We start from the raw sequence: 26,495 nt of genomic DNA, 5'->3' as shown, positions 1-26,495 counted from the left end.
CGCCCGCAAAGCCGTGTGGCTTCACTGGGGTCAGAACTTCAGCGTTCCGCCGACCGTGATCGTGCGCGGCGGGCCGTAGTAGGCGTTCAGCACGCCCAAGGCGGCGATGTTGTAGCCGTCGGTCTTGTAGGCCTTGTCGGTCAGGTTGCTGCCCTGCAGGAAGAAGCTCAGCTTGGCGTCCTTCTCCCAGATCAGGCCGGCGTTCACCAGCGTGTAGGCGTCCTGCGCCAGGGCTTCCGACAGGTCGGTCGTGGGGTAGACCTTGCTGCGGTGGCTCAGGCCCAGGCGCGAGCGCAGCGTGCCGATGGGCAGCGTCGTGCTGTGCTCCAGGGTCAGGCTGGCCTGGAACTTGGGCGTGTTGGTGAACTTCTTCTGGTCCGCCACGTTGACGTTGCGGTCGATGTACTCGTCGTACTTGGCGTCCAGCGTGGCGAAGTTGCCGCTGAGGCGCCAGGCCTTCGTGGGCGTCCACAGGAACTCCACCTCGGCGCCGTTGACCGTGGCCTGGCCGGCGTTGGTGAAGTCACCGAAGAAGCCGGGCTGACCGGTGGCGGTCGTGTAGCTCGTGAACACCGAGAGCTGCACGTTCTTGTACTTATTGTGGAAGACCGCGGTGTTCAGCTCCAGTCGGCCTCCGTCCAGGATCATCTTGGCGCCTAGTTCCAGCGAGTCGAGCTTCTCGTCCTCGAAGGGCTTGCTGGACGACGGGAAGGCCACCGTGTTGGCACGGATGTTGTAGCCGCCGCTCTTGAAGCCGCGCGAGGCCGTCGTGTAGAGCTTCACCGCGTTGCTGGCCTTGTATTCCAGCGACAGGCGCGGCGAGGTGTTGGTCACCGAGCGGCTCTTGTCGAAGTTGGCCGGCACGGCAATCGGCGTGCCGCTGAACTGGTCGTTGGCGAAGGCCTGGTTCAGCACCACGGCGCGCTTGGTTTCGTCGGTGTAGCGCAGCCCGGTGCTGACGCTGAACTGCGGCGTGATGCGCCAGCTCCAGTCACCGAACAGCGCCTTGCCCTGCGTGTAGACCAGGCCGTTGGTGGTGCCGAAGCTCGCATTGAAGAAGTTGTTGCGCACCGTGCCGCCGGCGCGGCCGTCGAAGTAGTACGCGCCAATCACGCCGGAGCTGTTCTGCCCCTCGTAGGCCGCCTGCAACTCGTGGCTTTGCGAGCTGTCGTGGTACTCGGCGCGCACGTCGGCTGTTCTGTTGGGCAGACCGTCGAAGTCGATGGAGGTGTTGGTGTCAGACGCGCGGTGGGCCAGGATGTACTTCAGGCTCCAGGCGTCGCTGACGCCCCAGTTCAGCGTCAGCGACTCGCCTTCGCTCGTCGTGCGGTTGGCATTGGGCATGCCGGTGGCAATGTCGTAGCGGCCGGTGGTGGCCGGCGTCTTGGCGGGGTCGAAGGGGTTGACGTTCAGCCGCTGAAAGCCGCGCATGTGCGAGGCGTCCTGCGTGCGGTCCACCGACACCTGGGCGTTGAACGACGAGCCCGTGGGGAACCAGCCGGCCGACACGCGGCCGCTGGTGGTGTTCTGGTCGCTGACGGCGCTGCCGTCGGTCAGGTTCTTGCCGTAGCCGTCGCGGTTCAGGCTGGCGGCGGCCACACGGAAGCGGAACTGCCCGTCGGCCACCGCCGTGCCCACGCCGCCCTTGGCGGTGACCTGACCGTGGTTGCCCATGGCCAGCGTCACCTGCCCTTCGGTCTGCGTCGGCAGTGGCTTGGAGACGTACTTCACCGCGCCGCCGATGGTGTTCTTGCCGTACAGCGTGCCCTGCGGGCCGCGCAGCACCTCCACGCGCTGCACGTCGTACACATCCAGCAGCGCGCCCTGCGGGCGGGCGATGTAGACGTCGTCGAAGTAGATGCCCACGCCGGGATCCACACCCCACAGCGGGTCGGCCTGGCCCACGCCGCGGATGAAGGTGGTGATGGTGGTGTTGCTGCCGCGCGCGGCGTAGATGGTCAGATTGGGCACCTGGCCCTGCAGGTCGCTCAGGTCCTTGATGGCCAGCTTCTCCAACTGCTCGGCCGTCAGCGCCGTCACGGCCACTGGCACGTCCTGCAGCGATTCCTCGCGCTTGCGCGCTGTCACCTTGACGGTCTCCAGCGTGGCCTTGGGTTCGGGGCTGGCCGTCTGTGCGGCCGCCGGCAGGGCGATGCAGCCGCCCAGCGTCGTGAGGATGGCGAGTTGCAGGCGCTGGACGCGCAGGCGCGCCGGTAGGCGTCGGGGCATGGCTTGTCTCCTGATGGGTTTTTGGGTGCCACACCCCTTTGCGCAAAAGCCGTGCCCGCACCAGGCCTGCGCAAACCCCGCGCAAACCCTTGCGGGTTGACCCGTGATTTCGCGCGTATCGGCGGCCGATGTGTCCGGAATCCAGCCACCGGCCTGGCGCCCGCCTGTCCAGCCGGCAGACGGTTGCCCTGCCTCAGCACGGACGCACCGGCGCCGATATGCTGCGCCGCTGCCTTCCCCACCGCCCGCCCGGAGACTCGCCATGTTCCAACGCCTGCTTCCCGCCGCTCTCGTCCTGGCCCTGGCCAGCGCTCCCGCCCTGGCCGCCGGCCCGCAACTCAAGGGCCAGGCGCCCGGCTGGTACCGCGTGCAGCTGGGCGCGTTCGAGATCACCGCGCTGTCCGACGGCGTGCTGCACCTGCCGGTGGACAAGCTGCTGCAGCAGCCGCCCGCCAACACGCTGCGCGCGCTGCAGCACGCCTACCTGGGCGTGCCGCTGGAAACCTCGGTGAATGCCTACCTCGTCAACACGGGCGCCAAGGTCGTGCTCGTGGACACCGGCACGGCCGGCCTGTTCGGCCCCACCGCCGGCCGCGTGCTGGCCAACCTGCAGGCTGCCGGCTACACGCCTGCGCAGGTGGACGAGATCGTCATCACCCACATGCATGGCGACCACATCGGCGGCGCGTCAGCCAGCGCCTTCCCCAACGCCACGCTGCGCATCGACAAGCGCGACAGTGACCACTGGCTGGCCGCCGAGCAGCTGGCCAAGGGCGGCGACGGCGCCAAGGCCATCGCGGCGCTGGTGAAGGCCTTTGCCGACGCCGGCCGCTTCAAGCCGTTTGACGGCAGCAAGGACGGCGTGGAGATCGTGCCCGGCGTGAAGGCCTTCCCTGCCTACGGCCACACGCCCGGCCACAGCAACTACATGGCCGAGAGCCAGGGCCAGAAGATGATGTTCTGGGGCGACCTCATGCACGTTGCCGCGGTGCAGTTCCCCGACCCGTCGGTGACCATCCAGTTCGACAGCGACCCCGCTACCGCCCGCCCGGCCCGCGAGGCCGCCTATGCTGCGGCCGCCAGGGACGGCTACTACGTGGCCGTCACCCATGTGTCTTTCCCCGGCATCGGCCGCCTGCGCGCCGACGGCAAGGGCTACGACTGGCTGCCCGTCAACTACTCGGCCAACCGCTGAACCGCATGCCCATGCAACGACTGTTTCCCACCCTGTTGATGGCCCTGGCGGCCGCGCTGCCGCTGTCGGCCCAGGCCGGCCCCAAGGCCCAGGCGCTCGGCGCCTGCCTCGCCGACAGCACCACCGGTAAGGACCGCAAGGATCTGGCGCGCTGGATCTTCATCGCGATGGCGACGCATCCCGAGATCAAGGACCTGTCCCGCGTTGATCAGCCCGCCCGTGATGGCGCCGATGAAGCCGCCGCCAAGCTCTTCACCGCGCTGCTGGCCGAGCGCTGCCAGGTGCAGGCCCGCGAGGCCGTGCAGGCTGAGGGCCAGGCCGGCATGGTGGCCGCGTTCCAGACCCTGGGTGCGCTGGCCATGCAGGAGCTGATGAGCAACCCCGAGGTGGCGGCTGCCGTCGGCGGCTTCGAGCGCCGTGTGGACCGCGCCAAGGTGGACGCGGCGCTGGCCGCCAAGTGATGGCCTGACGGGCCGTCAGCCCGGCGGCGCCGCGACGACGCGGTCGCGGCCGGTGCGCTTGGCGGTGTAGAGCGCGTCGTCGGCCCGGGCCAGCAGCGCGGCGGCGTCGTCGCCCGCCTGCCAGGTGGCCACGCCCACCGATACCGTGACGCGGATGTCCGCCGACAGCGGTGCCGCGGCCACCGCTCGGCGCAGCCGCTCGCCCGCGTCCAGTGCCAGCGCCGCAGCCGTGCCAGGCAGCACGACGCAGAACTCCTCGCCGCCGTAGCGGGCGCAGACGTCCGAGCGGCGCAGCTGTGTCTGGATGCGCTGCGCGAAGCCGCGCAGCACGGCGTCGCCCACGGCGTGGCCGTGCGTGTCGTTGACGGCCTTGAAGTGGTCCAGATCCAGCATCAGCACCGAGAACGGCCGGCCCTCGCGCTGTGCCAGGGCCAACTGCGTGTCCAGCAGCTGGTCCAGCGAGCGGCGGTTGGGCAGTCCGGTGAGACCGTCCGTGGCCGCTTGCTGCGATGCGGCCGCCAGCGCCTCGCTCAGCTGGGCGGTCAGCGCGGCATTGGCCAGCTGCAGTCGCAGCCCCTCCACCACGCGTCGCGCAATGCCGCGCATGACGTAGCACAGCAGGCCCAGGAACACGCCCAGCCCCATGACGATGTCCGTCATGCCCGGGGCCGGGTGGCCGGGCAGGCTGAGCAGCGCCACCAGCCACATCGCGGCGCACAGGGCATGGAAGACGTGGATGTGCGGCACGTATGCCGGCGCGTTGACCGCCATCGCCCCGCACAGCACCGCCGCCAGGATGGCGTTGAGCGCCGTGTCGGCCCCGCTCAGCAGCGGCATCACGGCGCCCCACCAGGCGCCATCGGCGATGGCCACGCCCAGCAGCCAGCGCCCGTGGTGCTGCACGTCCGGCCCGGCCCGCTGCAGGCGCGCCAGCACCAGCATGCTGGCCGCCCAGCCGGCAGCCGCCAGGCCCAGCCATGTCAGCAGCGCGGCGGGGGGCGTGCGGCCCCAGCAGATCCAGGCCACCAGCGCCCAGCCCAGCGGCGTGGTGCGCAGCGTGCGCTGCAGGCCCATCACGCACTGCACGAAGGCGTTCTGCTGCGCCTGTGCGTCAAATGCCAGCGTGGCAGGGGTGGCGGGCAGCGGGGCAGCGCTCATGCGCCCAGTATCGGCAACGGCGCGCCGCTGTCCAGCCCGAGCGGCTCAGCCGGGCGCGCGCAGCATGCGTGCAATCGTCGTCAGGTTGATCGCCGCAATGACGATCTCCAGCGCCGTGCCGCCGATGGAGCCGACGATGACGTTGTTGGCCACCCACAGGCCCGTGCCGCACAGCATCAGCAGCCGCATGGGCACGCCCTGCAGCGTGAAGAGGGCGATGGTGCCCAGGCAGGAGGCCGTCAGCGGCAGCCAGTCGCTGGGCTTCTCGGCAATCGCCAGCCCGAAGCCGATGTTGGCGGCCACCACCGCCACGGCCACCCACGGTGAGCGCGTGCGCAGCGACAGCAGCGAGCGCGTCATCGAGATCAGCGAACTCACCACCGCCGTCGGGTTACCCAGCAGCGCGAAGTGCACGACATAGGCCAGGCACTCGCCCGCCATGAACCACTTGAAGCGCCGGTCATCTGTCTGCAGGAAGCAGCTCACGCCCAGCACGAAGGCGAGGTAACCGAAGCATTGGGCGGGGGAGAGCCAGTCGGTGGGCAGCATGCAGACAGGAACGGGGACAGCGGAGGAGGGCGCGCATTGTCCGGCGTCCCGTCGCCCCCGGCGCCCAGCACTGGGCTCAGCGCGTGCGGCGGGCCGGCTTGGGCGTGTGGCTGTGGTCGTGTGCGTGGCAATGCGCCGCCGGGGCTGCCTTGGCCGGCTTGCGGCCGCGGGCCGGTGTGGCGCACTCGGCGCAGCGGCCGTATAGCGTCAGGTCGTGGTCTTCCACCGTGAAGCCGGCCGGGGCCAGCGAGGCCAGGTCGCCCGGGCAGGCATCCACCTCGAACACGCGCTGGCAACTCAGGCACTGGAAGTGGTGGTGGTGCCCGCCGCCGGCCACCTCGTAGCGCGCCACCTCGCCCGGCAGCAACACCGAGCGCAGCTCGCCCTCGTCCACCAGCGTGCGCAGGTTGCGGTAGACCGTCGCCATGCTCAGGCCCGGCGCGCCGGCCTCGGCCGCCTGCAGGATCTCCTGCGGTAGCAGCGGGCGGGCGGCATCGGCGATGGCCTGGCGGATGGCCGTGCGCTGGCGGGTGTTGCGTTCCATGCCGCAAGCTTAGCGCCCGCTTTAATGCAAATGCATTCGCATTAGAATGTGGACCTGTTGCCATCCTTCTGTCCGACCGCCGTGACCCGTTTGCCCGCACTCCGTCTCATTCCTCTGGCCGTGGCTGTGCTGGCCTCGGCAGCGCAGGCGCAGCAGCCCGCCGAGCCCGGCGCCGTGCTGCCCGCCGTGGAGGTGGTGGGCCGCACAGCCTCGGGTGCCTACCTGGCCGGCGACGCCAGCGGCGCCAAGACCGAGCTGCGCCTGCGCGAGCTGCCGCAATCGGTACGCGTGCTGACCCGCCAGGCGCTGGACGACCTCGGCGCCACCAAGCTCGACGACGTGCTGGACTACGTGGGCGGCGTCTCGCGCCAGAACAACTTCGGCGGCCTGTGGGACAACATCGCGGTGCGCGGCCTGGCCGGTAACGAGAACACCGGCATGGCCACGCTGCTGAACGGCTTCTCGGCCAACCGCGGCTTCAACGCTCCGCGCGATCTGGCTGGCGTGGAGCGCATCGAGTTCCTCAAGGGCCCGGCGGCGGCGCTGTACGGCAGCAGCGAGCCAGGCGGCACGCTGAACATCGTGTCCAAGCGCCCGCTGTGGCAAGCCGGCCATGCGCTGGAGGTCTACGCCGGCAGCTTCGACCTCCGGCGCGTGGCGCTGGACAGCACCGGCCCGGTGAACGAGGCGCTGTCCTACCGGCTCAACGTCGCCGTCGAGGACCGCGACAGCTTCCGCGACCACGTCCATGCACGCCGGGAAGTGGTGGCGCCTGCCTTCAGCTGGAAGCTGGGCGCCGACACGGTGCTGGACTACCGCGCCGAGCTGCTGCGCCACCGCACGCCGCTGGACCGCGGCGTCGTTGCCGCCACGGATGGCACGCTGGGCGTCATCCCGCGCGAGCGCTTCCTCGGCGAGCCGGCCGATGGCGACGTGACCGTGGCCAACCGCAGCCACCAGCTCGTGCTGTCGCACGACTGGAGCGACGCGTGGCGCAGCCGCGTGGGCCTGTCCACCCGTGGCACGGCGCTGAGCGGCTTCTCCACCGAGCCCACCGCGCTGCGCGCCGACCACACGCTGACGCGCCAGCGGCGTTTGCGCGACTACGACTCCGGCGACGTCGCGTTGCAGGCCGAGCTGCAGGGCCGCGTGCGGGCGGCCGGCGTGGTGCACGAGCTGCTGCTGGGGGCCGAGACCTTCCGCTTCGACATGGACTCGCTGATGCTGCGCGTCAACCCGACGGCGGCCAGCCCCTACGCGATCGACATCTTCCAGCCCGTCTACGGTCAGGCCCAGCCCACGCCCGCCGCTAACACCGACACGCGGGAGCGCCAGCGCGGCACGGCCGTCTACGCGCAGGACGCCATCACGCTGGCGCCGCAATGGCGGCTGCTGGCCGGCGTGCGTGTGGAGCGCCACCGCCAGTCGCTGCTGAACCGCCGCAGCGGCGTCACGACGCAGCAGACACCCTCGGCCACCTCGCCGCGCGTGGGCCTGAGCTGGCTGCCCACGCCGCAATGGACGGTGTACGCCAGTGCCGGCCAGTCCTTCCGGCCCAACGTCGGCAGCGACGTCGGCGGCACCGCGTTCGCGCCCGAGCGCGGCCGCGCGCTGGAGCTGGGCGCCAAGTGGGAGCGGGCCGACCGCCGCCTGGGGCTGACCGCCGCGCTGTTCGACATCCGCAAGCGCCATGTGCTGACCGCCGACCCCGCCAATGCGGGCTTCTCCATCGCCGCCGGCGAGGTGGGCAGCCGTGGCCTTGAGCTGGACCTGGCCGGACAGCTCAGCACGCACTGGCGCGTCAACGCCAGCCTGGTGCTGAACGACGTGCAGGTACGCCGTGACACCACGCTGGTCGCCGGCACGCGGCTGCTGAACGTGCCCAAGGTCAACGGCAGCCTGCTGGCCGTGTACGAGGGCCCGCGCTACGGCCTGGGCGGCGGCGTCACGCATGTCGGCGCGCGGCTGGGCCAGACGGGCACTAGCTTCGAGCTGCCGGCATACACCACCGCCAAGCTGGTTGCCCACTGGCGCCTCAGCCCGGCGCTGCGCGCCACGCTGGACGTGGACAACCTGTTCGACCGCACCCACTACACCAGCTCCTACAGCCGCGTGTGGGTCACGCCCGGCGCGCCGCGCACGGTCACGGCCGGTCTGCAAGCGAAGTTCTGATCATGACGAACCCGGTACTCGACATCGTGGAGGCCGTCGCCGGCTACGGCGGCCGTGACGTGCTGCAAGGCCTGACCCTGCAGGTCGCGCCCGGCGAAATCTATGCGCTGCTGGGCGCCAACGGCGCCGGCAAGACCACCACCATCAACCTGCTGCTGGGCTTCGTGCCGGCCCGCAGCGGCCGGGTGCACGTGGGCGGGGCCGACCCGGCCACCGCCGCCACGGCCGCGCGCCGCCAGATCGCCTACATCCCCGAGAACGTGGCGCTGTACGAGGCGCTGAGCGCCTGCGAGAACCTGGCCTACCTGCTGGACCTGGCTGGCCAGCCCGCCAGCGACGCCGCCATCCGCGAGGCGCTGGCCGCCGCCGGGCTGGACGCATCGGCACACGACCGCCGCGTGGCCGGCTTCTCCAAGGGCATGCGGCAGAAGGTGGCGATCGCACTGGCCCTGGCGCGCCATGTGCCCGCGCTGCTGCTGGACGAGCCCACCTCGGGCTTGGACCCGCAGGCCAGTGCCGAGTTCGGCCGGCTGCTGGGCCTGGTGCGGGCGCGTGGCGTGGCGGTGCTGATGGTCACGCATGACCTGCTGGGCGCGGCCGACGTGGCCGACCGCATCGGCTTCCTGCGCGACGGCCGGCTGGTGGAGGAAGCGAACGCCACCGGGCCGGAGCGCTTCGACGTGCGCGCGCTGCACCGGCACTACGCCGCCGGGGTGCAGCCATGAACGCCGCGTTGCGCGTGGCCCGGGAGGAATGGCGGCTGCTGCGGCGCGACCGCGTGGCCCTGCCGGCGCTGGCGCTGCTGCTGGTGCTCAGCGCCATCGCCGCCTTCACCGCCTGGGAGCAGCGCCAGGCCGCCACCGCCGAGCGCGCGCGCCACCAGGCTCAGGTGGACCATGCATTCGAGACCCAGCCCGACCGCCACCCGCACCGCATGGTGCACTACGGGCATTTCGTGTTCCGGCCGCTGAACCCGCTGGCCGCCTTCGACGCCGGCATCGACCCTTACACCGGCAACACGCTGTTCCTGGAAGGCCACCGCCAGAACAGCGCCAACTTCGGCGATGTGCGCCAGTCGTCGCTGCTGCTGCGCTTCGGCCAGCTCACGCCGGCCTTCGTGCTGCAGGTGCTGGCGCCGCTGTTGCTGGTGTTCATCGGCCATGCGGCCGTTGCGCGCGAACGCGAGCGCGGCACGCTGCGCGTGCTGCTGGCCCAGGGCCTGCCGCCCCGTGCGCTGGTGGCCGGCAAGGGGCTGGCGCTGCTGGCCGTGGCCGGGCTCATGCTGCTGCCGGCGGCCGTGGCGCTGACGGCCATCGCCGTTGCTGCGCCCGCCAGCGCCGGGGCTGCGCTGGCTCTGGGGCTGGCGCACGCAGCCTGGCTGGGGCTGTGGGTGCTGGGCGTGGTGCTGGCGTCCACGCTGGCGCGGCGCGGGCGCGATGCGCTGCTGGCCCTGCTGGCCGCCTGGGCCGTGTGCGTGGTGCTGCTGCCGCGCCTGGCGCCAGAGCTCGTCACCGCCACGCTGGCCCTGCCCACGCGGCTGGAGACCGACATCGCCGTGGCCCGCGAGCTGGCCGCGCTGGGCGACAGCCACAACCCCGACGACCCCTACTTCAGCGCCTTCCGCCAGCGCGTGCTGGCGCAGTACGGCGTGTCGCGAGTGGAAGACCTGCCGGTCAACTACAAGGGCCTGGTGGGCCAGGAGGGCGAACGCCTGACCAGCGCGCTGTTCGCGCGCCATGCGCGCGACGGTTTGGCGCTGCAGCAGGCGCAGCTGGCCCGCCTGGGCGGCTTCGCGCTGCTCAGCCCGGCCATCGCGCTGCGCCGCCTGTCCATGGGCGCGGCCGGCACCGACCTGCTGGCCTACAGCCGCTTCATGGCCCAGGCCGAGGCGCACCGCTACGCGCTGGTGCAGGCGCTCAATCGCATGCAGGCCGAGCGCCTGAGCTGGGCCACCGACCGCAACAGCCGCGAGAGCCGCATCGGCCGCGAGCACTGGCAGGGCCTGGCCGAGTTCCGCTTCACGCCCGAGCCGCCGGCCGACGCGCTGCGTCGCACGCTGCCCCTGGCCGGTGTGCTGGCCGGCTGGCTGCTGCTGCTGGGCGGCGCGCTGGCGCTGGCCACGCGCCGCCTCGGCGGAGGCCGGCCATGAGTGCGTGGCGACACGAGTGGCGGCTGCTGCTGCGCGCACGCGGCGCCGTGGCTGCCCTGCTGCTGCTGGCGGTGCTGTCCAGCGTGGCCGTTGGGTTGGGCCTGCGCGAGGTGCAACGCCAGCACGACACCATCGCCCGCGTGGCCGAGCTGCAGCACCAGGAGCTGGCCGCGCAGGCGCCGCGCCTGACCCGCTACGGCGACGCCGGCACGGTGGCCTATTACGCCTTCCTGACCACCTGGGACCCGCCCTCACCGGCGGCCTACCTGGCCCTGGGCCTGCGCGATGCCACGCCGTATGTGCTGCGCGTGCGGGCGCTGGCGCTGCAGTCGCAGTTGCACGAGGGCGAGACCTTCAACCCCGAGCTGGCGCTGGCCGGGCGCTTCGACTTCGCCTTCGTGGCCGTCTACCTGCTGCCGCTGTTCCTCATCGTGCTGCTGCACGACCTGGTCAGCAGCGAGCGCCAGTCCGGCCGCTTGGCGCTGCTGCGCGCGCTGCCCGGCGCCGGGCGTGGCCTGTGGCTGCGCCGCGCTGTGCTGCGCGCCGGGCTGGCCACGGCGGCGCTGCTGCTGCCGGCGGCAGCGGGCGCCATCGTCAGCGGCATGCCGGCGGGCCACCTGGGCCTGGTAGCCGTGGCGGTGCTGGCCTATGCCGCCTGCTGGATCGGGCTGGCACTGTGGGTGGGCGCGCGCGACGCCGGCTCGGTGGCCCATGCGCTGGTGCTGATGGGCGCCTGGGTTGGCCTGACGCTGGTGCTGCCCACGCTGGGCCACGCAGTGCTGGCGCGCAGCGTGCCGGTCGGCCAGGGCGTGGCGCTGATGCTGGCCCAGCGCGAGGCCGTGCACGGCGCGTGGGACCTGTCGCGCGAGGCCACGCTGGCGCGCTTCTTCCGCAGCCACCCGCAGTGGCAGCACACCGCGCCACTGCCGGCCGGCTTCCACTGGAAGTGGTACTACGCCTTCCAGCAGCTGGGCGACGAGGCCGTGGCCCCGCAGGTGGCCGCCTACCGCGAGGCCCTGATGGCGCGCCAGCGCGCGACCGACGGTCTGGGCGTGGCCTTGCCCGGCGTGGGCCTGCAGGCCGTGCTGCACCGCATCGCTGGCACCGACCTGGGCGCCCAGCTGGCCTACCAGGACGCCATCACCGCCTTCCACACCCGGCTGCGTGAGCACCACTACCCCTACCTGTTCGACGAGCGGCGCTACGGCATGGACGACTTCGCCCGCCTGCCGCGTTATGCGCCGCCGCCGGCCCGGCCGCAGGGGCCGGTGGGGTCGTTGCTGGCCCTGGCGGCGCTGGGCGGCGCCTTGCTGCTGGCCGGCGCGCGGGCGGCCGGCCGCGTGCGGTGACTGGTGCCGCTCAGCACTTGCTGGGCGCTTGCATGACGAGGCGGCCGTCCTTGGCCAGGCGGGCAGCGGGCTGTCCAGCTGCATGGCGCGAAGGCCCGGCAGCAGTGCGGCGGGCAGCTCGACGGCACGCGAGCGGCCGGCCACGCGCAGCTCGTAGGCGGTCGTCACGGTCAGCGGCAGGTCGTCGTCGACGAGGCGCTCGGTCTGCACGGTGACGCTGTCGCTCGCCTCGGCCGGGCTGGCCACCGAGCGCAGCCACAGCCGGCCGTCGCCATCGGGCGTCTGCGCCCAGGCGATGCGCCCTTCGACGACATGCGTGCCCGGCGCCAGCCACACGGCCGGGTGGCCGTCGCCCTCGGTGACGGGCAGCGGCCTGCCGCCAGTCTTCACGTCCAGCCGGAACGTCGCCTCGCGCGCGCCGGCATTCAGCTGCAGCCGGCCGGGCCAGACGCAGAGGGGGGGCTCCGCCGCCGCCGCGGGGTTCACCGGGCAGCCCATCGGCGGCGTCCGAGGTTTCTGATCAACCTGGCGGAGGGAGGACGCGCTGAACGGCCTCAGCGCCGAGGCCAGGCGGCGACAGTCTTGACGCGTGCTTGGTTACGGCACGGCCCCCGTCTGCCGCCGCACCGCAACCGCAATCAGCGGAGCAACCTGAGCCAGCCCGTCCAGCGTCAACTTGCCGTCCAGGTACAGCCGGTACCAAGCTCGCCGCTGTCGGATGACTTTCTCGCCGTCGCGCAGCTTCAGCCGGGTCAAGGTGAATTCAGCTTTGGCACGCGCGGCCTGGGGCACCCGGTCGGTCGTACACAACTGCAGCGATGGCAGGATGATTTCGAACCAGCCGTCGCCCACTTCGTAAGGGTCCAAGACCGTGTCGTCGGCGTTCTTCTTGGATGCGTTGATGGCGGCCGATACATAGCGGTAGTTGCCCCACTCGTAGCTCAGCGCGCGGTGGTGTTTGACGCTGAGGAAATGGTCCACCGTACCGTCGGCCGGCACGAACATCGCACCATAACCGCAGCGCTCTTCAAAGCCGCTGGCCAGCGCTTCCGTGAAGGGCGCCCACAGTGCTGGCGGGCGTGGTGTGCTGGGATTAGCCGCCAGCCAAGCGTTGCCAGGGGTCTTCACCTTTGCGTCAAAATCGAGTGGCGTGCGCACCTGCTTGACCGCAATCATTGGCGTGCCTTTCGCGCCGGCTTGGCCTTGGGTGGGCTGCTGGAGCCGACGCTGGGCAAGGCGCCGGTCTCCACCAACCAGCGTGGCCAGAAGTCGTCTTCGGCCGCCAGCAGGCGCTGCAACTGCCTGTTGATGGCGGCTTTGCTGTCCAGCCCCTTGGGCAAGGGCTTGTCGCCTCGCATGAAGGCCTCGGCGGCCTCGATAGCCCGCTCGGCGTCCAGTGAGCGCGCTTGCTCCAGCCCGAAGATGTCTGATACCAGCCAGTTGGTCGCATCACCCTGCTTGGCCCAAAGGCCCTGACGCACGAGCACCTGCCCGCTGTGCACACCCAGGTGCATCAGATCATCCTGCGCGCTGTCAAACAAGGGCTCCAGCGACGCGGCCACCAGCGGCGAATGGCTGGCCACCAGCAACTGTGGCGCCCGGCTCTGGTCGCCGCGCAAGCTGTCAATGGCTGCCAATAGGCTGGGCAAGATCACTCGCTGCCAGCGGGGGTGCAAATGGGTTTCGGGCTCGTCGAACAGCAGCACGAGGCGTTCTTCGGGCTGCTTGCCCAGCAGCCGTGCAGCCTCGCGGTGCTCGTGCCAGGCCCACACCAGAAAGTAGGCCAGCGCCAGTACCCGGCGCACGCCGGCAGACGCCAACGCCACCGGCACCGTCTGGCCACCGACCAGCAGCGTTGGCCGGTCACGCCCTTCGCCAATGAACACCCGCTGTGCGCCGCCAGCACGCAGGGGCTCACCTGGAGGCGACAACGCTCGCAGCACGCTCTCAAGCGCTGCAAACTGGGGCTTCTGGCCTTGCTGCCAGTTCACCCAGTCGCGCTCCAGCCCTTCGCAAACGCGCTGGCCGTTCAGATCCAGTCCGTCCCACACTTGCGGCGCCTGGAAGTGATACGCAGAGGGGCGGCCCGGGTCTGTGCGCCAGTAGTTGCGCGCCGGATCCCAGACGGAAAAGCCACCGTCAATGCGGATGTAGATGACGATGCCGGGCATGGGCGGCTTGCCCGCTGGCAGAGGCCACGAGGCATCTGCACGGCGAAATTCCGACTCCACCTTGGTTGCCTTGCTGCCAGCGCCCTGAACGCCGTAGCCCAGTGTGGGCTTCTTGGCCGAAGTGGCAGGCAAGGCAACGGCCCCCGCCCAGGTACGGGTCAGTGCCCACCAGGCCAAGTCCAGCAGAAAACTCTTACCCAGCCCATTGTCGCCCGTGACTAGATTGATGCGCGGCGCCCAGTTGATGCGCAGGTCAGGCGCCAGGCCAACATTGCTCAGGTGCAGATGGTTCAGCATGAGGTGAAGTGTCGTGCAGGGTTGAGCGCATTTTCAGGCCCTCAGCTGGCCACTGAAGGCGCGGTGCAGCACCATGGGCGTTGGATGCGTGCCGCATGAGCTGATCAAGCTGCCTGCGGTCGTTTCCTGTGCCGCACCTGGCATCGTCGACCACGCGCTCTGGCCGCAACGGCGCTCAGCGCGGCAGCCAACTCAAAGACACGCTCCAGCCACGCGGCGCGGCCGGCTCGAAGAAGCGGCGGTTGGCCTCGTTGACGATGACGCTGGCGGCCGTCGCGCGGTTCAGCAGGTTGTCGGCGCGCAGGCGCCAGCGCCACTCGGGCGCCAGCGGGCCGCCCAGCGTGAGGCCCCACAGCCCGCCCCCGGCCGCTGCCGCCGTGCCCGCGTCGTCGGCCGGCAGGCGGGCGCGGCCCTGCAGTGACAGCGCGGCGTCCCAGCCGGCGCGGGCCCAGCGCAGCTCGGCCTGGCCGTGGCGGGCCGGCACGCCCGGCAGCGGCCGGCCGGTGGCCAGCACGCGGGTGTGGAGTTGCGTGGCGGCGAGGTCCAGCGCCCAGTCGCGCGCCAGCGGCAGCGTGGCGGCGGCCTCCAGGCCGCTGCGGCGCGTCTGCGCGGCGTTTGTGAACACGGTGCGGCCGCCGTTGCTCTGCAGCACGCTGATCTCGTCGCGCGTGCGGGCCTGGAAGGCGCTCAGCGCGATGCGGCGGGCGCCCGCGCGCCACTCCCAGCCCAGCTCGGCCTGCTGGCTGCGCTGCGCGCGCAGCTCGGTGTTGAAGCCGCTGCCGCTGCTGCGGTAGGCCAGCTCGGTCAGCGTGGGCGACTCGGCAGCGCGGCCCAGCGCCAGGCGCAAGACCTGGCCCTCGCTGGGCCGCCAGGCCAGGCCGGCCACCGGCTGCACGCCGCGAAAGCGCCGCGCGCCGCTGTCGTCGCCATTGGCCAGGAAGCGGTCCTCGCTGTCCATGCGCAGCGCGCTGGCACGCAGGCCGGCCAGCAGCTCCCAGTCGTGTGTGGGCGTCCAGCGCCACTGCGCATAGGGCTCGCTGGACAGCGCGTGGTTGGTCTCGTCGCGCTTGAGTGCCCCGGTGACGCCTGCGTTGCTGAGGTAGCCGCGCCGTGCGTCGCGCTGGGCCTCCACGGCCCAGCCCAGCGTGAGCTCGTGGTCGGCCAGCAGCGCCCAGTTCAGCCGCGCGTCCAGGCCACCAAAGCCGCGCCGCAGCGCGATGACGCCGCCGGGGTGCGTGGGCGCGTTTTGCACGTTCAGCGGGATGGATTGCCACTGGTCCACTGCGCGGTGTCCCCACCAGCCAGCCACCTGCAGGCGCAGGCGCTCGTCCACCTCGCGCTGCCAGCGCAGGCCCAGCTGTTGCTGCTCGGCGGTCTTGCGGGTGTTGAAGGCCGTGGCCTGCGATGCGGTCTGGCGCGGGTCGGCCGCGAACTGCTCGGCCGTCAGGCCCAGCGGGTCGTCGGCGGGCTGGCTTTGCAGCTGCAGCACGGCCAGGAACTGCTGGCCCGGCGCGCGCAACTGCCAGCGCGCCTGGGCCAGGCGGCGCTCGCTGGCGCTGTGGGCGCGCCAGCCGTCGCGCTGCGTGAGCTGGGCAGTCAGGCTCAGGGCCTGGTCAGCGCCGGGCAGGCGGTCCAGGCTCATGCTGGCCTGACGCAAGCCGAAGCTGCCCAGCGCCAGCGCGGCTAGCGTGCGCTCGGCCGCGGGCCAGCGGCTTTGCAGCGCGATGACGCCGCCGCTGGCGCTGCCGTACAGCGCCGAGAACGGGCCGCGCAGCACCTCCATCGCGGCCGCGTCGGCGATCAGCCAGTGGCCCAACTGGCCCTGGCCGTCGGGGGTGCTGGCGGGAATGCCGTCGGCGACGAGCCGCAGGCCGCGCACGCCGAAGCTGGCCCGCGCGCCATAGCCGCGGCTGGACAGCTGCAGGTCCTGCGCATCGTTGCCGCGGTTGGCGGCATAGACGCCGGGCACGCGCGCCAGCGTGCGCGCGAGCGCCTGGGCCGGGTCCTGAGCGTCGGCGTCACGGGCCAGCGTGACGGCGTCCACACGCTCCAGCGCCAGCACGGGCGCCGCCGCGCGGCCGTGCAGCACGAGGGTGTCGAGTTGAATGGCCAGTGCGCTAGCAGCGATGAGGCTCATGGGGGGTCTTGCGTCGCTGCGGGTTGGTGGCAAAGCCCGGCGCGGGCCTTCGCGTAGGGCGGGTCATGACCCGCCGCTTGGCAGGAGGCGCTGCACACCTGCCGCCGAATGGCGGGTCACGACCCGCCCTACAGGGCTTTCGTCACCGGGCGGCCGGCACCACACGGACGACCTTGCCCGCACCTTCCAGCACCAGGTAGAGCAGGCCATCGGGGCCTTCGCGCACGTCGCGCATGCGGCCGGTGTCAGGGAACAGGCGTTCCTGTTCGACGACGCGGTGATCCGCGCCCAGCTTCACGCGCTCCAGATGGCCGAACTTCAGTGAGCCGATGAAGAAGCTGCCCTGCCAGGACGTGCCATAGGCCGCGCTCTTGAGCTTGGCCAGGCCCGCCGGCGCGATGGAAGGCACCCACTTCACGTTGGGCTGCTCCATGCCTGCCTTGGCGGCAAGGCCGTCGCCGATCTTGCCGCCGCCGTAGTTCTCGCCGTAGGTGATGACGGGCCAGCCGTAGTTCAGCTTTGGCTTGATGAGGTTGAGCTCGTCGCCGCCCTGCGGGCCGTGCTCGTGTTCCCACAGCAGACCCTTGTCGTCCAGCACCAGGCCCTGCGAATTGCGGTGGCCCAGGCTCCAGATCTCGGGCAGCGCGCCGGCGGTGCCGACGAAGGGGTTGTCGGCCGGCACGCTGCCGTCCTTGCCGATGCGCACGATCTTGCCGAAGTGGTTGTCCAGCGTCTGCGCCTGCTGCATGCCCTTGTAGCGCTCGCCCAGACTCAGGAAGAGCTTGCCGTCCGGCGCCTCGGCGATGCGGCAGCCGAAGTGCAGCCGGCTTTCCATCTTGGGCTTCTGGCTGAAGATGACCTTCACGTCCGTCAGCCGGCGGTTGTCCGCGCTGAGCTTGGCGCTGGCCAGCGCGGTGCCATTGGTCTTGTCGGCGCCGGGCTCGGCGTAGCAGAAGTAGATCGTGCGGTTGCGGGCGAAATCGCTGTCGGTGACGACGTCCAGCAGGCCGCCCTGGCCGACCGCGTCGACCGCCGGCACACCCTGGATGGGCGCGCTGGGCTTGGCGCCGGCCTTGGCCGTGCGCAGGGTGCCGTCGCGCTCGGTGATGAGCAGCTGGCCGTCGGGCAGGAAGGCCAGGCCCCAAGGCGTCTTGAGGCCGTCAACGACGGTTTCCAGCGACGGTGCGGCGTGTGCGAGGCCCAGGCTCAGCAGCAGAGGCAAGGCGGACAGGACGGGGCGAAGGCGCGGGCTCATCATGGCGGTTGGCAGGGGCTGCAAGAGGGGGCGCGCATCATCGCAGCCCCGCGAAATCCGCGGGGTCGCGCGGACTTTCAGTCGTCCCACAGGCGGGCCAGCAGGCCCAGGCTCACGCTCAGGAGGTCCACACCGAGCACGCCCCCAGTGGGCAGGGCCAGCGCTGCGCCCGGCTGCGTGCGCTGCTGGCGCGAGCGTTCCTTCTCCAGCGCCACGATGGCATCGGCCACGTCACCTGCGTTGCCCCAGTCGGGTTGTGCCGGCGCCTGTGCGTAGGTCTGCAGCGCCCGCTCGACCGCCAGCGGGTCCAGCAGCGACAGCGCGGTGCGGCAGTGCGAACAAGCGTCTTCCTTGCGCAGGTCCACCGGCGCGCCGCAGGCGCTGCAGTGGATGGCTCCCACCTTGGCGGCGATGTCGGCGATCTCGGGCCGTGTCAGCTGGCGCACGAAGCCCTTCTCGATCATGAAGGACGAGAAGCTGCTGAAGCGGCCATGCCGGCTGGCGCAGCGGTGCGTGATGTAGCGGCCGCTCTTGACGACGTCGAAGCCCTGCACCAACGGGTCTTGGCAGGTGGGGCAGGCCAGCCGCGGGGCCAGCGGCGTGCGCGGTGCGTCGCGGTGCTGGTGCATGGCCTTGAACACCGTGGCCACGGCCGTCGGCGACAGCTTGAGGTTCTCCATCTGGTCGAACCACAGGCCGTGGCAGCCGAAGCAGAAGTCGATCTCCACCTCGCTGCCGTATTGGGCGGGCAGCGTGCGCACCTGCAATGCGTTGCTGCAGGAGGGGCAGGGGCGGGTGGGGGCGGTGGGCATCACCGCATCCTAGAGGGCCGCCCCGCGCCCAGCGTTTGCCGGCTCAGCCGCGCAGCGCCCGGCGGCGCCAGGCCAGGCCTGCGAGACCGGCCAGCAGCAGGGCGGCGGAGGTGGGTTCGGGGACGGGCGTGAGCGAGTGAGCGATAACGGGTGTCGTGAGTCTTTGGCCAGCCACGGAGCGAACGCCCATTGCTTGAAAGTCCGTGACCGAGGCCAGGCCCGTGGGGTCGTACAAGCCCATCGAGAACGTGCCGTCAGTGAGGCCCGTCCAGCCAGCTGAAAAGCCTGGATACGAGAAGGCCGTGTAGAAGTCCAATGGCAGCGTGACGTCATACGAAGACCCGCTGCCATCAAGGCCGTCAAACCAGACGAAGTGAATCGTTGTTGGCGTTCCGCTGGTTTCGTAAGACAGCCTGAAAGCCACAGAACCATACGGCGGCGTGGGCGAAAACTCCGTGAAGTCGAAATTCAGGATCAGCGGCCGGGATGGGTCGCTGGGGAGTTGCACGGCCTGGGCCGGCAGCCCCAGCGCGAGTGCCAGGGCGGCGATGGCGGTCTTGAGTGACATGGTGTTCCCGAGGGGTGGTTGAAGGTGGAGGCCGCGAGGCGTCAGGGGATGCTGACCTCGACCGAGAACGTGCCCGTGTCGGTGTAGGCCGAGTTGGCGGTGCTGGCCTTGGTGAAGCTGCCGCTCCAGACCTTGCCGGTCAGCGTGCCGGTGAAGCGGTAGCCCCAGCTGTCCGGCCCGACGTCCAGCGTGATGGCGGTGGTGGTGCCGGTGCGCGGGATCGCGCCGCTCTGGCTGCTGGTGCTGATGCTGTTGTTGCTGCCGAAGCAGCTGCCGTTGGGGCCGGTGTTGTCGGGTGTGGCGGTGCAGGGGGTGAGCGTGCCCTTGGTGGTGTGGAAGTCGTAGTCGCCCCCTGTGATCAGGCCCTTGGCGTCCAGCGTCAGGCTGACCCGCAGCGCGAACTTCTCACCGTTGCTGCTGACCAGCGTGCCCAGCGCAGCCGGCGTGGCTGGCGCCGTGCTGCCACCGCTGCAGCGGTCGCGCGTCAGCACGTTCAGGCGCCAGGGCCCGGACGCAATCCCCTGGGCGGTGCGCACCTGTTCCAGTACGCTGAAGCAGCTGCCCGTGGCGTCGCTGTTGAGCGGGCGCCATTCGCGGATGTTGGAGACCGTGCCGTTGCCGGTCAGCGTGCTGATCAGCGCGCTGCCGCGAGCCCAGTCGGCGCTCCAGCGCAGGTTCTGTGCCGTCTCGGTGCCGTTGACGAGGTTCACCGAGAAGCGCTGGCCACTGCCATCCTGCTGGAAGACGTAGTCCAGCCCTGACCCCACGCCGGACGTCGTGACTCGGCCCAGCTGGGCGGCCCAGCGCGGACCCAGCAGCGTGCCGACGAAGCCACCGTCGTCCAGGCTGGTGGCAGGCACCACGTCCACGCTCTGCAGCGCGCCGGCGCGAATGGTCTTGACCGCCAGCCACTTGATCACATTGAAGCCGTCGGGCAGGCCCAGGTCGTAGTAGCGGCGTTCCAGGTCGCCCTGGCCGATGACGAGCGCGCCGTCGTCGCCGACCTTCCAGGCCAGCTGCTCGCCGCTGCGCAGCAGGCGGGCCGTGGTGGCGCCGGTCAGCTCCAGGATGTCGGCGCCGCTGCGGGTGTTGAAGGACAGGCCGATGTCGGCCAGCGGTGCGATGCCGGCGAACTTCATGCCGGCGCTGAACTCGCTGGCCTTGAAGGGCGTCATCTGCGCTTGCGTCGTGAACTTGTGCAGCGCGTTGCTCCACAGGGTCTGGGTCTCGCCCTTGCGCGCGCCGCTGAGGATCTCGGTGCGGGCACGGATCTGCATCACGGCCGAGCCGGTCTGGGCATCGCCCGCGATCTGCTTGAGGCGGTAGAGGTCGATGTCCTGGCGCACCTCGTAGATCTGCCCGGTGGCCGGGTCCGTCGCGGTGCCGGTGTTGCTGCGCGGCGTGTCCAGGCTGAAGACGACGTCGCCCAGCGTGGCATCAAAACTCCACTTGCCGGTGCTGTCTGCCTCCTGCGTGGTCAGGCGCCCCGTGCCGTCAGGCTGGAACACCACCTGCGTCGCCCCGATGGCGCCGAGCTGGGTGACGTAGAAGAAACGCTGCGTCGCCACCGTCGGCGCGAAGCTGGCGCCCGGCACACCGGCGGCGGCCAGCACCTCGTCGCGCGTCGCGGCCAGCTGGGCGGCGTTGGCGGTCTGCTGCTGGGTGATGAAGGCCTGCAGCTGGGTCGACGTGCCGGGGTTGGCGACCAGCGCGCTCGTGTCGGCCACGCCCGTGGGCAGGGGCACGCCCTTGTCCACCACCAGCTTGATCGCGGTGGCCAGCTCCAGCAGCCGCTCGGGGGCGACGCTGCGGCCCAGTTCGGCCACCTTGGCCACCGTGGCCGGCGCCTGGCCGGCGTTGGCGTCGGCCAGCAGCGCGGCCAGCGCCGTCGAGTAGTGCGTGACGCCGGCGCCGGCCAGCACGCCGGCCTTGTCGGCCTGCTTGTAGAGGCTGGCCAGGTCGCCCAGCGTGGCCGTCAGCTTCACGTGCGACTGCGCCCCCACGCCGTTGGCGCTGAGCTGCACCGCGTCGGCGGGCGTCGAGGTCGTCACGGCCAGGCTGTACGCGCCTTGAGCGTCTGCCGTCGTGGTGAAGCTCTGCGTGCCAACTTTGGCCGTGACGGCCGCGTTGGCAATCGGCCCGTCGGTCACCACGCCCTTGAGGGTCAGCGCGGCCTGCACGGTCAGCGTGATCGTGCCGTTGGCGGTCACGCCGTCCTCGGCCTTGGCGGTGTAGCTGAAGGTGTCGGTGCCGACGAAGTCGGCCTTGGGCGTGTACTCCACGTCGTTGCCGACGAGCTTGGCCGTGCCGTTGGCCGGTGTGCCCACGGCCGACAGCGTCAGCGCGCCGCGGCTGGCCGTGTCGTTGGCCAGCACCTTGATCGTGCCGGGCAGGTTCCACGGCAGCGTGGCCGTGTCGGCGGCCGGCGTGACGACAACGGCCGCCGGCTTGGGCGGCTCGGCGGGGCTCGACGACCCGCCACCGCCGCAGGCGGTGAGCAGCGTGGCGAGGGCGCTCGGAATCAGCGCGGGGGTGATGACGGCAAAGGGTCTTTTCATGTCGGTGCTTTCTGGGGCGATCTGCCACGCAGGCAGGCGCGAGGGTCTATCGGCCGGACGTCAACTTGAGGCTCGTCACTTCCATCTGCAGGTTGTTCTTGCCGCCGATGACGAAGGTGTCCAGTGGGCCGACGTTGCCGGTGTAAGGGTGGCTGTAGGTGAGCACGCCGTCGACGTGGAGCCTGACGGTCCGGTCCCGGGTTTCCAGCACGTAGTGGCGCCATCCCGTGGTGCTCACGGCGCCGGACTGGCTGAGCCAGCCTGAGTCCCTGGCGTCGCTGTTGACGATGAAGAAGTCGCGGAAGTAGCCGTTGGTCATCGTGAACGACACCTGGCGGGTCGGCTCCTCGGTGCCCGTGGAGGTGAACTTGCCGGAAGAGAAGTCGTTGCTCAGTGCGAAGCCCAGGTCATAGGCCGGTGTGCCGCCCAGGAACGGGTCGTTCTTCGCACGCAGCTCCAGCCGGAAGTTGTCGCCGTCCACGGCCGTGGCCAGGCGCAGGCGCAGAGAGCCCCAGTTGGATGTGGTCTTGGTGACATAGCCGTCTCTGAGGGTGACCTCGCTGGTGACGAACTTCTTGCCGTCCCAGCCCGTCCACACGCCGGGTGCCGAGCCCTGCAGCGTCACGTTGCGCGGCAGCCCGGCGGGGCCGTCGGCGTCTGTCAGTGCCACCTCGCGCGTGCCGGGCGCGGCGGCCGTGCATCGGTACTGGTGCGCCGTGGCCGTGGCGGTGCCGGCCAATGCGCAGGCCTGGCCGTCCAGGGTGATGGGCAGGGCGGCGGCAGGAAGCTGCCGGCCCTGCACGTCGAGCAGCCATCCCGAACCGTCGGCGGTGCCGGTGACGCCGCTGACCCAGGAGGCCTGAGCCGTGTCGACAACCCGGAAGTAGCCGGAGAACAGGCTCAGGTAGGCGATGAAGTAGCTGCGCCGGGCCTTGTCGACCTCTTGTATCAAACGATCTGTGGCGGCCTTGTGGACTTCGTCCAGCTTCTTCGTGGAGGCGATCTCCAGCTCCCAGGCGGCGATGAACGCGCTAGCTGTCTGCACGCCAAGGTCCAGCCATGCAAAGACCTTCTCGCTTGCCGCGTTGGGCGCCATCAAGGCCACGCCCTGGATCAGGCTGTCCGACGCCGCGACGATCCGCTTCGTCAAGGCCAGGTTCAGCTGCTCTTCGGTCAGCCCGTCATAGACGCCGGCACCATTGGTCAGCAGCATCCGGCTGGCATCGGTAGCGGTCTTGCGCGACTTGCTGATGCGCTGAACTTCCGTCATGCCGCCCAGCAGGAAGTCGCCGCAACCAGCGACCAGCGAAACGGCCGAATCGACGAGCTCCTCGGGCGGCGCATTCTCGAGGTCGACCATTGCCTTGGAGCATTTCGTCGCCTTAAGGCCGAACAGTGAGTTCTTGAAGACGGCGTCGATCTTCTTCAGGTCTGCGGCGTTCTTCTTTCGCCAAGCCAGTAGCTTGGCTGAGGGGCGCCCTGGCTTGCGTGCCGGCGTCCCGATGACCATGACGTCGATGGCCACGTTGGCCGCAATCGTCGCGTCTTCAAGTGCGAAATTGAAGAACGCGTCTGGATCGCTGACAAAAAAGTCCTTGATGCTGCGCCCTAGGCGGTATTCCGTGATCTCGGCAAAGGCCTTGCCGGCGCTCGCTTCCAGCGCCATGCGCTCCTGGCGGTACTTCTCGATCCGCGCGCGCATCGCCGGGTCGCGCGTCAGGCCTTCGCGCTTGTTGATGGCCATCGCCGCCTGCTGCAGCGACGCGTCGTCCAGCTGGTCCCACACCAGCGTCGTGCCGTAGCGCACCATGCCCTTCTGGTTGATCAGATCCGCCACGCCGTCCAGCGCGGCGTTGTCCGCCGCGTCGGCACTGTTGACGGCGCGCAGCGCGCGGTGGTTCTCGTTGGGCTGGAACCACTCGGCCAGTGTGCAGCTGAGGCAGCCGGGCCGGTAGTCGTAGGGCAGCAGCCCCAGCAGCGCACTGGCCCGCACGCCTGGCACGGTCAGCCGTTCGCCCAGCGCGGTCAGCGCGCCCTTGGCCATCTCGTCAGGCTTGCCGCTGCCCTGCTGCAGCAGCTCGCGCGCCTGCTGGGCCAGCGAGTGCATCTGCCGCTGGGCGTCTGTCGTGGCGGGCAGGTAGTTGCTCAGCGCCGAGGCCGGCAGCCCCAGTTGCTTGATCACCAGGGCGTCGGCCTCTTCCACTGACTTGGCGGCGCCGATCCGCAGCTGCCCGGCGATCAGTGTGGTGTGCGGGCTGATGAACTCGTGTCGGCCGGGCGCGGCCAGCAGTGTGTAGCTCAGCCCCACGGTCTGCAGCGGCTGGTCTTCGTCGATGGCATCAGGCCCGACGTGTGCGATCAGCTGGCAGGCTGCGGAGGGCGCCACGGCCAATTCGTAGGCGCCGTGTGCAGCCGTTGTTGTGCTGGGCTCGTTGCTGTCCGCCGACTGGTTGCCGTTGCAGTCCCAGAACACGGTTGCCCCGCGCAAGTAGCCGTCGGCGACCCGCCCTTGGATGGAGACAGGACTTGCCGGGGCCTCCGAGCCGCCGCCGCCACCGCAGGCGCTAAGCAGCACTGCGGCCAGCGAGATGGGCAGGAGGGCGGGTTTGATGACAGCGATCTTCTTGTTCATGGGCTTCTTGTGTTCTTCAGCGCGCTCCACGGCGCTGGCTGCCGCCAGCGGCAGCCAGCAGCCCCAATGCGACCAGGGACAACGAACCCGGCAGGGGCAGCGGCGTGGCGGGGGCGTCCTGGGCACGCAGGCGCCACAGCGCGGAGCCGGTGTCGGCGCGTGCTTCGCTCCCTGAAATCGTGGTGCCAGTCGTGTTGGACCAGCTGGGCCTATCAGGTACCAGCCCGCCGTAGGCCACCATGGCCACGTACTGATAGTGGCTGCCGGTGGCTGCTACTACCGTGCTTGCAGTCTGTGCAGCGATCAGCGTGGCGGCCTCTTCGTACCACTCCGAAGTGATGGCCCGGACTGTGGTGTAGCCACTGGCTTCGTCCCAGGTGGTCAGCCCCCAAAGAGAGACGAAGAGCTTGGCCGCAGCGTCCGGTGCCGGGTAGGAAGGCACCAGGCCTGCGTTGTCGAACAGGAGCCCGACGTCCAAAGCCGATGCTTGGGTGAACCCACTCAGGGCACCGCCAGCACCCAGCTGCGCGCCCACTTGCTGGTAGCTCAGTCCGGCCGTGTGGTCCAGCCGTAACCACTCCCGGTTGCTGACGGTGTCCCACATCAGCGCCTGGTCGCCGGCAGTCTGCCAGTCAGTGATGACGAGTTCGGCCCTGGCGACCAAAGGTGCGACGAGCAGCACGGCGAGGGCGGCCGGGATCAGTGCTTTCATGCGTCGGTGCTCCGGGTCATGGGTGTGGCGCGTACGCGCTGCCAGCCGGCCAGCCCCAGCAGGCCGCCGAGCAGCAGCGCAGCGCTGGCGGGTTCGGGCACGGGGGCCGTCGCCGCGTCGAGCCGGAAGGCCATGTCCGCCTCAAACCCATCGATCACCGTCAGCGCGTGGCTGCCGCCACTGCCATAGGCGAAGAGGGCGCCGTCGGCGTAAGGCTGGGCAGTTCCGGTCATCCATCCCACGCTGAACGCCACGCCGGACTCATGCTCCGGCGCCGGCAGCTCAGCGCCCGGCAGGGTCAGCAGCGCGGTGTAGCGGGCACCGGGTGTCAGCGCGACGGCGCTGAGATCGAACGCCAGCCATTCCTGGCGAGCCACCGCGCCGGCGGGCAGCCAGGCCCGGGTGCGCGTCAGCACGGCGCTGGCGTCGAGCTCACCGGCCAGCAGCGTCAACTCGACGGCCACGGTCTCATCCACCAGGCCGACGAAGTGCGCGCTGAAGCTGGTGCGGGCATCCAGTGCCGTGAACGACTGGGCGATGCCCCGCCACAGATCCCCGGCCTTGGGGAAGTTGCCAGCCAGTGCCGGCTGCGGCAGGGCTGGGTCGGGGGCCAGCTCGAAGCTGGTGGCCTGGGCCGCCTGGGTGGACAGGGCCAGGCCCAGGGCGATGAACAGGGCGAAGGGGCGAAGGGTCATGGTGTGGGGTGGTGGAGGTGGAATCAGTGGCGGGCGCGGTGTCGGGCGCATCCAGTCATTCGATGAGCAAGCCTGTGGGCGCGCCGGTCTCCGGGTCGACGCCGCCGATGGCCAGCTGCCAGTAGGACGAGGTCCGCACGGTGTCGGCCTTGCTGGCCCACGGTGCGGCCAGCAAGGCCAGGCTCAGGCCCAGCAGGTGCGGGATGCGCTTCATGCGGCGCGGCGGCGACGTGCCAGCAGAGGCAGCCCGAGCAGGCCGGCCAGCATCAACAGGGCCGAGGCGGGCTCGGGGACGGGCAAGGGGGCGGGGGCCGACACGTCGAGCGCCATGAGGGCACCCCAGGCAAAGCCCTGGTCCAGCTCGGTCGGGCCCTGCATGGAGACAAGCAGGCGGTAGGGCGTCTGGGCGGCAAGTGCCGTGGTCGGGAAGGCGTAGTTGACGCCCAACCCAGCCTGGCCGGCCTTGGGTTGCAGCGTGATCAGCACGGTGTCGCCCTGCATCAGCTGGACGCTCAGCGGCGACTGCGCGAAACCCAGGCCGCTGATGTTCTCGGACAGCGTGGTGGCCTGGCTGACCGAGAACAACCATTCAAAGCGGTGGACCTCGCCGGGCGCGATGGTGGCGGTTTCGGCGGACTGCGCGAACCGATGCGACTCGGCGTAGTAGAAGGCGGCCGCCTGCAGCTGACCGTCCGACGTCTCGGTGTAGTAGCTGTAGAACTGGTTGAAACGGCTGTTGAGAGCCAGCTCACCCGCGTCCACGCTGTAGGTGATGGCATGGGCCGTGCCTGTCAAGCTCAGCCCCACACTCAAGGCCAGAGCTGGCAGGCCTGCATGGATGCGCATCGATCT

The 26,495-nt window shown here is 70.6% G+C and carries 22 protein-coding genes; 6 read left to right on the top strand and 16 right to left on the bottom strand.

Annotated elements, in window-relative coordinates; genetic code table 11:
- Positions 1-30: 30 nt before the first annotated feature.
- Entirely contained in the window at positions 31-2,229 is a 2,199-nt protein-coding gene (locus ACG0Z3_RS04945) for a TonB-dependent receptor (protein ID WP_394395839.1), read from the bottom strand.
- Between the two features lie 262 nt (positions 2,230-2,491).
- On the opposite strand from ACG0Z3_RS04945, the gene ACG0Z3_RS04940 reads away from it, so the two are divergent.
- Both ACG0Z3_RS04940 and ACG0Z3_RS04935 read left to right on the top strand, forming a co-directional pair.
- A complete protein-coding gene (locus ACG0Z3_RS04940) occupies positions 2,492-3,424 on the top strand; it encodes an MBL fold metallo-hydrolase (protein ID WP_394395837.1) in 933 nt (310 codons plus the stop codon).
- An 11-nt stretch (positions 3,425-3,435) separates the two neighbouring features.
- Positions 3,436-3,885: a hypothetical protein gene (locus ACG0Z3_RS04935; protein ID WP_394395836.1), complete on the top strand. Its 450-nt coding sequence runs from the start codon at positions 3,436-3,438 to the stop codon at positions 3,883-3,885.
- A 15-nt stretch (positions 3,886-3,900) separates the two neighbouring features.
- On the opposite strand, the gene ACG0Z3_RS04930 is transcribed toward ACG0Z3_RS04935, so the two are convergent.
- The 3 genes from ACG0Z3_RS04930 to ACG0Z3_RS04920 all read right to left on the bottom strand — a co-directional run bounded on the left by ACG0Z3_RS04930 (position 3,901) and on the right by ACG0Z3_RS04920 (position 6,136).
- On the bottom strand, positions 3,901-5,043 hold the full coding sequence (locus ACG0Z3_RS04930) for a GGDEF domain-containing protein (RefSeq protein WP_394395835.1): 1,143 nt from the start codon (positions 5,041-5,043) through the stop codon (positions 3,901-3,903).
- A 45-nt stretch (positions 5,044-5,088) separates the two neighbouring features.
- Positions 5,089-5,592, bottom strand: coding sequence for a YgjV family protein (locus ACG0Z3_RS04925; RefSeq protein WP_394395834.1), 504 nt, complete (start codon positions 5,590-5,592; stop codon positions 5,089-5,091).
- 76 nt (positions 5,593-5,668) lie between these two features.
- Entirely contained in the window at positions 5,669-6,136 is a 468-nt protein-coding gene (locus ACG0Z3_RS04920; RefSeq protein WP_394395833.1) for a Fur family transcriptional regulator, read from the bottom strand.
- Between the two features lie 81 nt (positions 6,137-6,217).
- Here ACG0Z3_RS04920 and ACG0Z3_RS04915 point away from each other — a divergent pair, with 81 nt between their 5' ends.
- From ACG0Z3_RS04915 to ACG0Z3_RS04900, 4 genes are read left to right on the top strand one after another with little or no spacing between them, the layout of a single operon-like run.
- Positions 6,218-8,308, top strand: a complete 2,091-nt coding sequence (locus tag ACG0Z3_RS04915; protein ID WP_394395831.1) for a TonB-dependent siderophore receptor — start codon at positions 6,218-6,220, stop codon at positions 8,306-8,308.
- 2 nt (positions 8,309-8,310) lie between these two features.
- Positions 8,311-9,033 (top strand): ABC transporter ATP-binding protein, encoded by a 723-nt coding sequence (locus ACG0Z3_RS04910; protein WP_394395830.1) that lies wholly within the window; start codon positions 8,311-8,313, stop codon positions 9,031-9,033.
- Positions 9,030-10,457 carry an ABC transporter permease gene (locus ACG0Z3_RS04905; protein ID WP_394395828.1) on the top strand — a complete coding sequence of 476 codons (1,428 nt, stop codon included), beginning with the start codon at positions 9,030-9,032 and terminating at the stop codon, positions 10,455-10,457. Before ACG0Z3_RS04910 ends, ACG0Z3_RS04905 begins: the two co-directional genes overlap by 4 nt.
- A complete protein-coding gene (locus ACG0Z3_RS04900) occupies positions 10,454-11,806 on the top strand; it encodes a DUF3526 domain-containing protein (protein ID WP_394395827.1) in 1,353 nt (450 codons plus the stop codon). The genes ACG0Z3_RS04905 and ACG0Z3_RS04900 overlap by 4 nt, the downstream gene beginning before the upstream one ends.
- Before the next feature lie 597 nt (positions 11,807-12,403).
- Here ACG0Z3_RS04900 and ACG0Z3_RS04895 read toward each other — a convergent pair.
- The 12 genes from ACG0Z3_RS04895 to ACG0Z3_RS04840 all read right to left on the bottom strand — a co-directional run bounded on the left by ACG0Z3_RS04895 (position 12,404) and on the right by ACG0Z3_RS04840 (position 26,489).
- Positions 12,404-12,982 (bottom strand): hypothetical protein, encoded by a 579-nt coding sequence (locus ACG0Z3_RS04895; protein ID WP_394395826.1) that lies wholly within the window; start codon positions 12,980-12,982, stop codon positions 12,404-12,406.
- Complete coding sequence (locus ACG0Z3_RS04890; RefSeq protein WP_394395825.1) at positions 12,979-14,274, bottom strand: AAA family ATPase; 1,296 nt, start codon at positions 14,272-14,274, stop codon at positions 12,979-12,981. Before ACG0Z3_RS04890 ends, ACG0Z3_RS04895 begins: the two co-directional genes overlap by 4 nt.
- A 175-nt stretch (positions 14,275-14,449) precedes the next feature.
- Positions 14,450-16,411: a TonB-dependent receptor family protein gene (locus ACG0Z3_RS04885; protein WP_394395823.1), complete on the bottom strand. Its 1,962-nt coding sequence runs from the start codon at positions 16,409-16,411 to the stop codon at positions 14,450-14,452.
- A 142-nt stretch (positions 16,412-16,553) separates the two neighbouring features.
- Complete coding sequence (locus ACG0Z3_RS04880; RefSeq protein ID WP_394395822.1) at positions 16,554-17,666, bottom strand: PQQ-dependent sugar dehydrogenase; 1,113 nt, start codon at positions 17,664-17,666, stop codon at positions 16,554-16,556.
- Between the two features lie 77 nt (positions 17,667-17,743).
- On the bottom strand, positions 17,744-18,478 hold the full coding sequence (locus ACG0Z3_RS04875) for a zf-TFIIB domain-containing protein (RefSeq protein WP_394395821.1): 735 nt from the start codon (positions 18,476-18,478) through the stop codon (positions 17,744-17,746).
- A 43-nt stretch (positions 18,479-18,521) separates the two neighbouring features.
- On the bottom strand, positions 18,522-19,046 hold the full coding sequence (locus tag ACG0Z3_RS04870) for a PEP-CTERM sorting domain-containing protein (RefSeq protein ID WP_394395820.1): 525 nt from the start codon (positions 19,044-19,046) through the stop codon (positions 18,522-18,524).
- A 41-nt stretch (positions 19,047-19,087) separates the two neighbouring features.
- Positions 19,088-21,604, bottom strand: coding sequence for an Ig-like domain-containing protein (locus ACG0Z3_RS04865; RefSeq protein ID WP_394395819.1), 2,517 nt, complete (start codon positions 21,602-21,604; stop codon positions 19,088-19,090).
- Between the two features lie 46 nt (positions 21,605-21,650).
- Positions 21,651-24,236: a hypothetical protein gene (locus tag ACG0Z3_RS04860; RefSeq protein WP_394395818.1), complete on the bottom strand. Its 2,586-nt coding sequence runs from the start codon at positions 24,234-24,236 to the stop codon at positions 21,651-21,653.
- Positions 24,237-24,252: 16 nt separating this feature from the next.
- Positions 24,253-24,948 (bottom strand): hypothetical protein, encoded by a 696-nt coding sequence (locus ACG0Z3_RS04855; protein ID WP_394395816.1) that lies wholly within the window; start codon positions 24,946-24,948, stop codon positions 24,253-24,255.
- Complete coding sequence (locus tag ACG0Z3_RS04850) at positions 24,945-25,643, bottom strand: PEP-CTERM sorting domain-containing protein (protein WP_394395814.1); 699 nt, start codon at positions 25,641-25,643, stop codon at positions 24,945-24,947. The genes ACG0Z3_RS04855 and ACG0Z3_RS04850 overlap by 4 nt, the downstream gene beginning before the upstream one ends.
- 55 nt (positions 25,644-25,698) lie before the next feature.
- Entirely contained in the window at positions 25,699-25,857 is a 159-nt protein-coding gene (locus ACG0Z3_RS04845) for a hypothetical protein (protein WP_394395812.1), read from the bottom strand.
- A complete protein-coding gene (locus ACG0Z3_RS04840; RefSeq protein WP_394395811.1) occupies positions 25,854-26,489 on the bottom strand; it encodes a PEP-CTERM sorting domain-containing protein in 636 nt (211 codons plus the stop codon). The genes ACG0Z3_RS04845 and ACG0Z3_RS04840 overlap by 4 nt, the downstream gene beginning before the upstream one ends.
- Positions 26,490-26,495: the final 6 nt, after the last annotated feature.

The organism is Pelomonas margarita (genome assembly GCF_043555875.1).
GTDB classification, from domain to species: Bacteria; Pseudomonadota; Gammaproteobacteria; order Burkholderiales; family Burkholderiaceae_C; genus Pelomonas; species Pelomonas margarita.
The sequence above is the reverse complement of the archived record's forward strand: the minus strand, read 5'-3'. Positions and strand labels throughout refer to the sequence as shown.

What these genes read in the sequence shown, in the direction of transcription:
- ACG0Z3_RS04930 (WP_394395835.1), bottom strand. Translation starts at nt 5,043, where the DNA reads ATGAGCGCTGCCCCGCTGCCCGCCACCCCTGCCACGCTGGCATTTGAC.
- ACG0Z3_RS04900 (WP_394395827.1), top strand. Translation starts at nt 10,454, where the DNA reads ATGAGTGCGTGGCGACACGAGTGGCGGCTGCTGCTGCGCGCACGCGGC.
- ACG0Z3_RS04850 (WP_394395814.1), bottom strand. Translation starts at nt 25,643, where the DNA reads ATGACCCTTCGCCCCTTCGCCCTGTTCATCGCCCTGGGCCTGGCCCTG.
- ACG0Z3_RS04855 (WP_394395816.1), bottom strand. Translation starts at nt 24,948, where the DNA reads ATGAAAGCACTGATCCCGGCCGCCCTCGCCGTGCTGCTCGTCGCACCT.
- ACG0Z3_RS04920 (WP_394395833.1), bottom strand. Translation starts at nt 6,136, where the DNA reads ATGGAACGCAACACCCGCCAGCGCACGGCCATCCGCCAGGCCATCGCC.
- ACG0Z3_RS04845 (WP_394395812.1), bottom strand. Translation starts at nt 25,857, where the DNA reads ATGAAGCGCATCCCGCACCTGCTGGGCCTGAGCCTGGCCTTGCTGGCC.
- ACG0Z3_RS04840 (WP_394395811.1), bottom strand. Translation starts at nt 26,489, where the DNA reads ATGCGCATCCATGCAGGCCTGCCAGCTCTGGCCTTGAGTGTGGGGCTG.
- ACG0Z3_RS04880 (WP_394395822.1), bottom strand. Translation starts at nt 17,666, where the DNA reads ATGAGCCCGCGCCTTCGCCCCGTCCTGTCCGCCTTGCCTCTGCTGCTG.
- ACG0Z3_RS04865 (WP_394395819.1), bottom strand. Translation starts at nt 21,604, where the DNA reads ATGAAAAGACCCTTTGCCGTCATCACCCCCGCGCTGATTCCGAGCGCC.
- ACG0Z3_RS04860 (WP_394395818.1), bottom strand. Translation starts at nt 24,236, where the DNA reads ATGAACAAGAAGATCGCTGTCATCAAACCCGCCCTCCTGCCCATCTCG.
- ACG0Z3_RS04925 (WP_394395834.1), bottom strand. Translation starts at nt 5,592, where the DNA reads ATGCTGCCCACCGACTGGCTCTCCCCCGCCCAATGCTTCGGTTACCTC.
- ACG0Z3_RS04890 (WP_394395825.1), bottom strand. Translation starts at nt 14,274, where the DNA reads ATGCTGAACCATCTGCACCTGAGCAATGTTGGCCTGGCGCCTGACCTG.
- ACG0Z3_RS04905 (WP_394395828.1), top strand. Translation starts at nt 9,030, where the DNA reads ATGAACGCCGCGTTGCGCGTGGCCCGGGAGGAATGGCGGCTGCTGCGG.
- ACG0Z3_RS04875 (WP_394395821.1), bottom strand. Translation starts at nt 18,478, where the DNA reads ATGCCCACCGCCCCCACCCGCCCCTGCCCCTCCTGCAGCAACGCATTG.
- ACG0Z3_RS04885 (WP_394395823.1), bottom strand. Translation starts at nt 16,411, where the DNA reads ATGAGCCTCATCGCTGCTAGCGCACTGGCCATTCAACTCGACACCCTC.
- ACG0Z3_RS04895 (WP_394395826.1), bottom strand. Translation starts at nt 12,982, where the DNA reads ATGATTGCGGTCAAGCAGGTGCGCACGCCACTCGATTTTGACGCAAAG.
- ACG0Z3_RS04940 (WP_394395837.1), top strand. Translation starts at nt 2,492, where the DNA reads ATGTTCCAACGCCTGCTTCCCGCCGCTCTCGTCCTGGCCCTGGCCAGC.
- ACG0Z3_RS04935 (WP_394395836.1), top strand. Translation starts at nt 3,436, where the DNA reads ATGCAACGACTGTTTCCCACCCTGTTGATGGCCCTGGCGGCCGCGCTG.
- ACG0Z3_RS04910 (WP_394395830.1), top strand. Translation starts at nt 8,311, where the DNA reads ATGACGAACCCGGTACTCGACATCGTGGAGGCCGTCGCCGGCTACGGC.
- ACG0Z3_RS04945 (WP_394395839.1), bottom strand. Translation starts at nt 2,229, where the DNA reads ATGCCCCGACGCCTACCGGCGCGCCTGCGCGTCCAGCGCCTGCAACTC.
- ACG0Z3_RS04870 (WP_394395820.1), bottom strand. Translation starts at nt 19,046, where the DNA reads ATGTCACTCAAGACCGCCATCGCCGCCCTGGCACTCGCGCTGGGGCTG.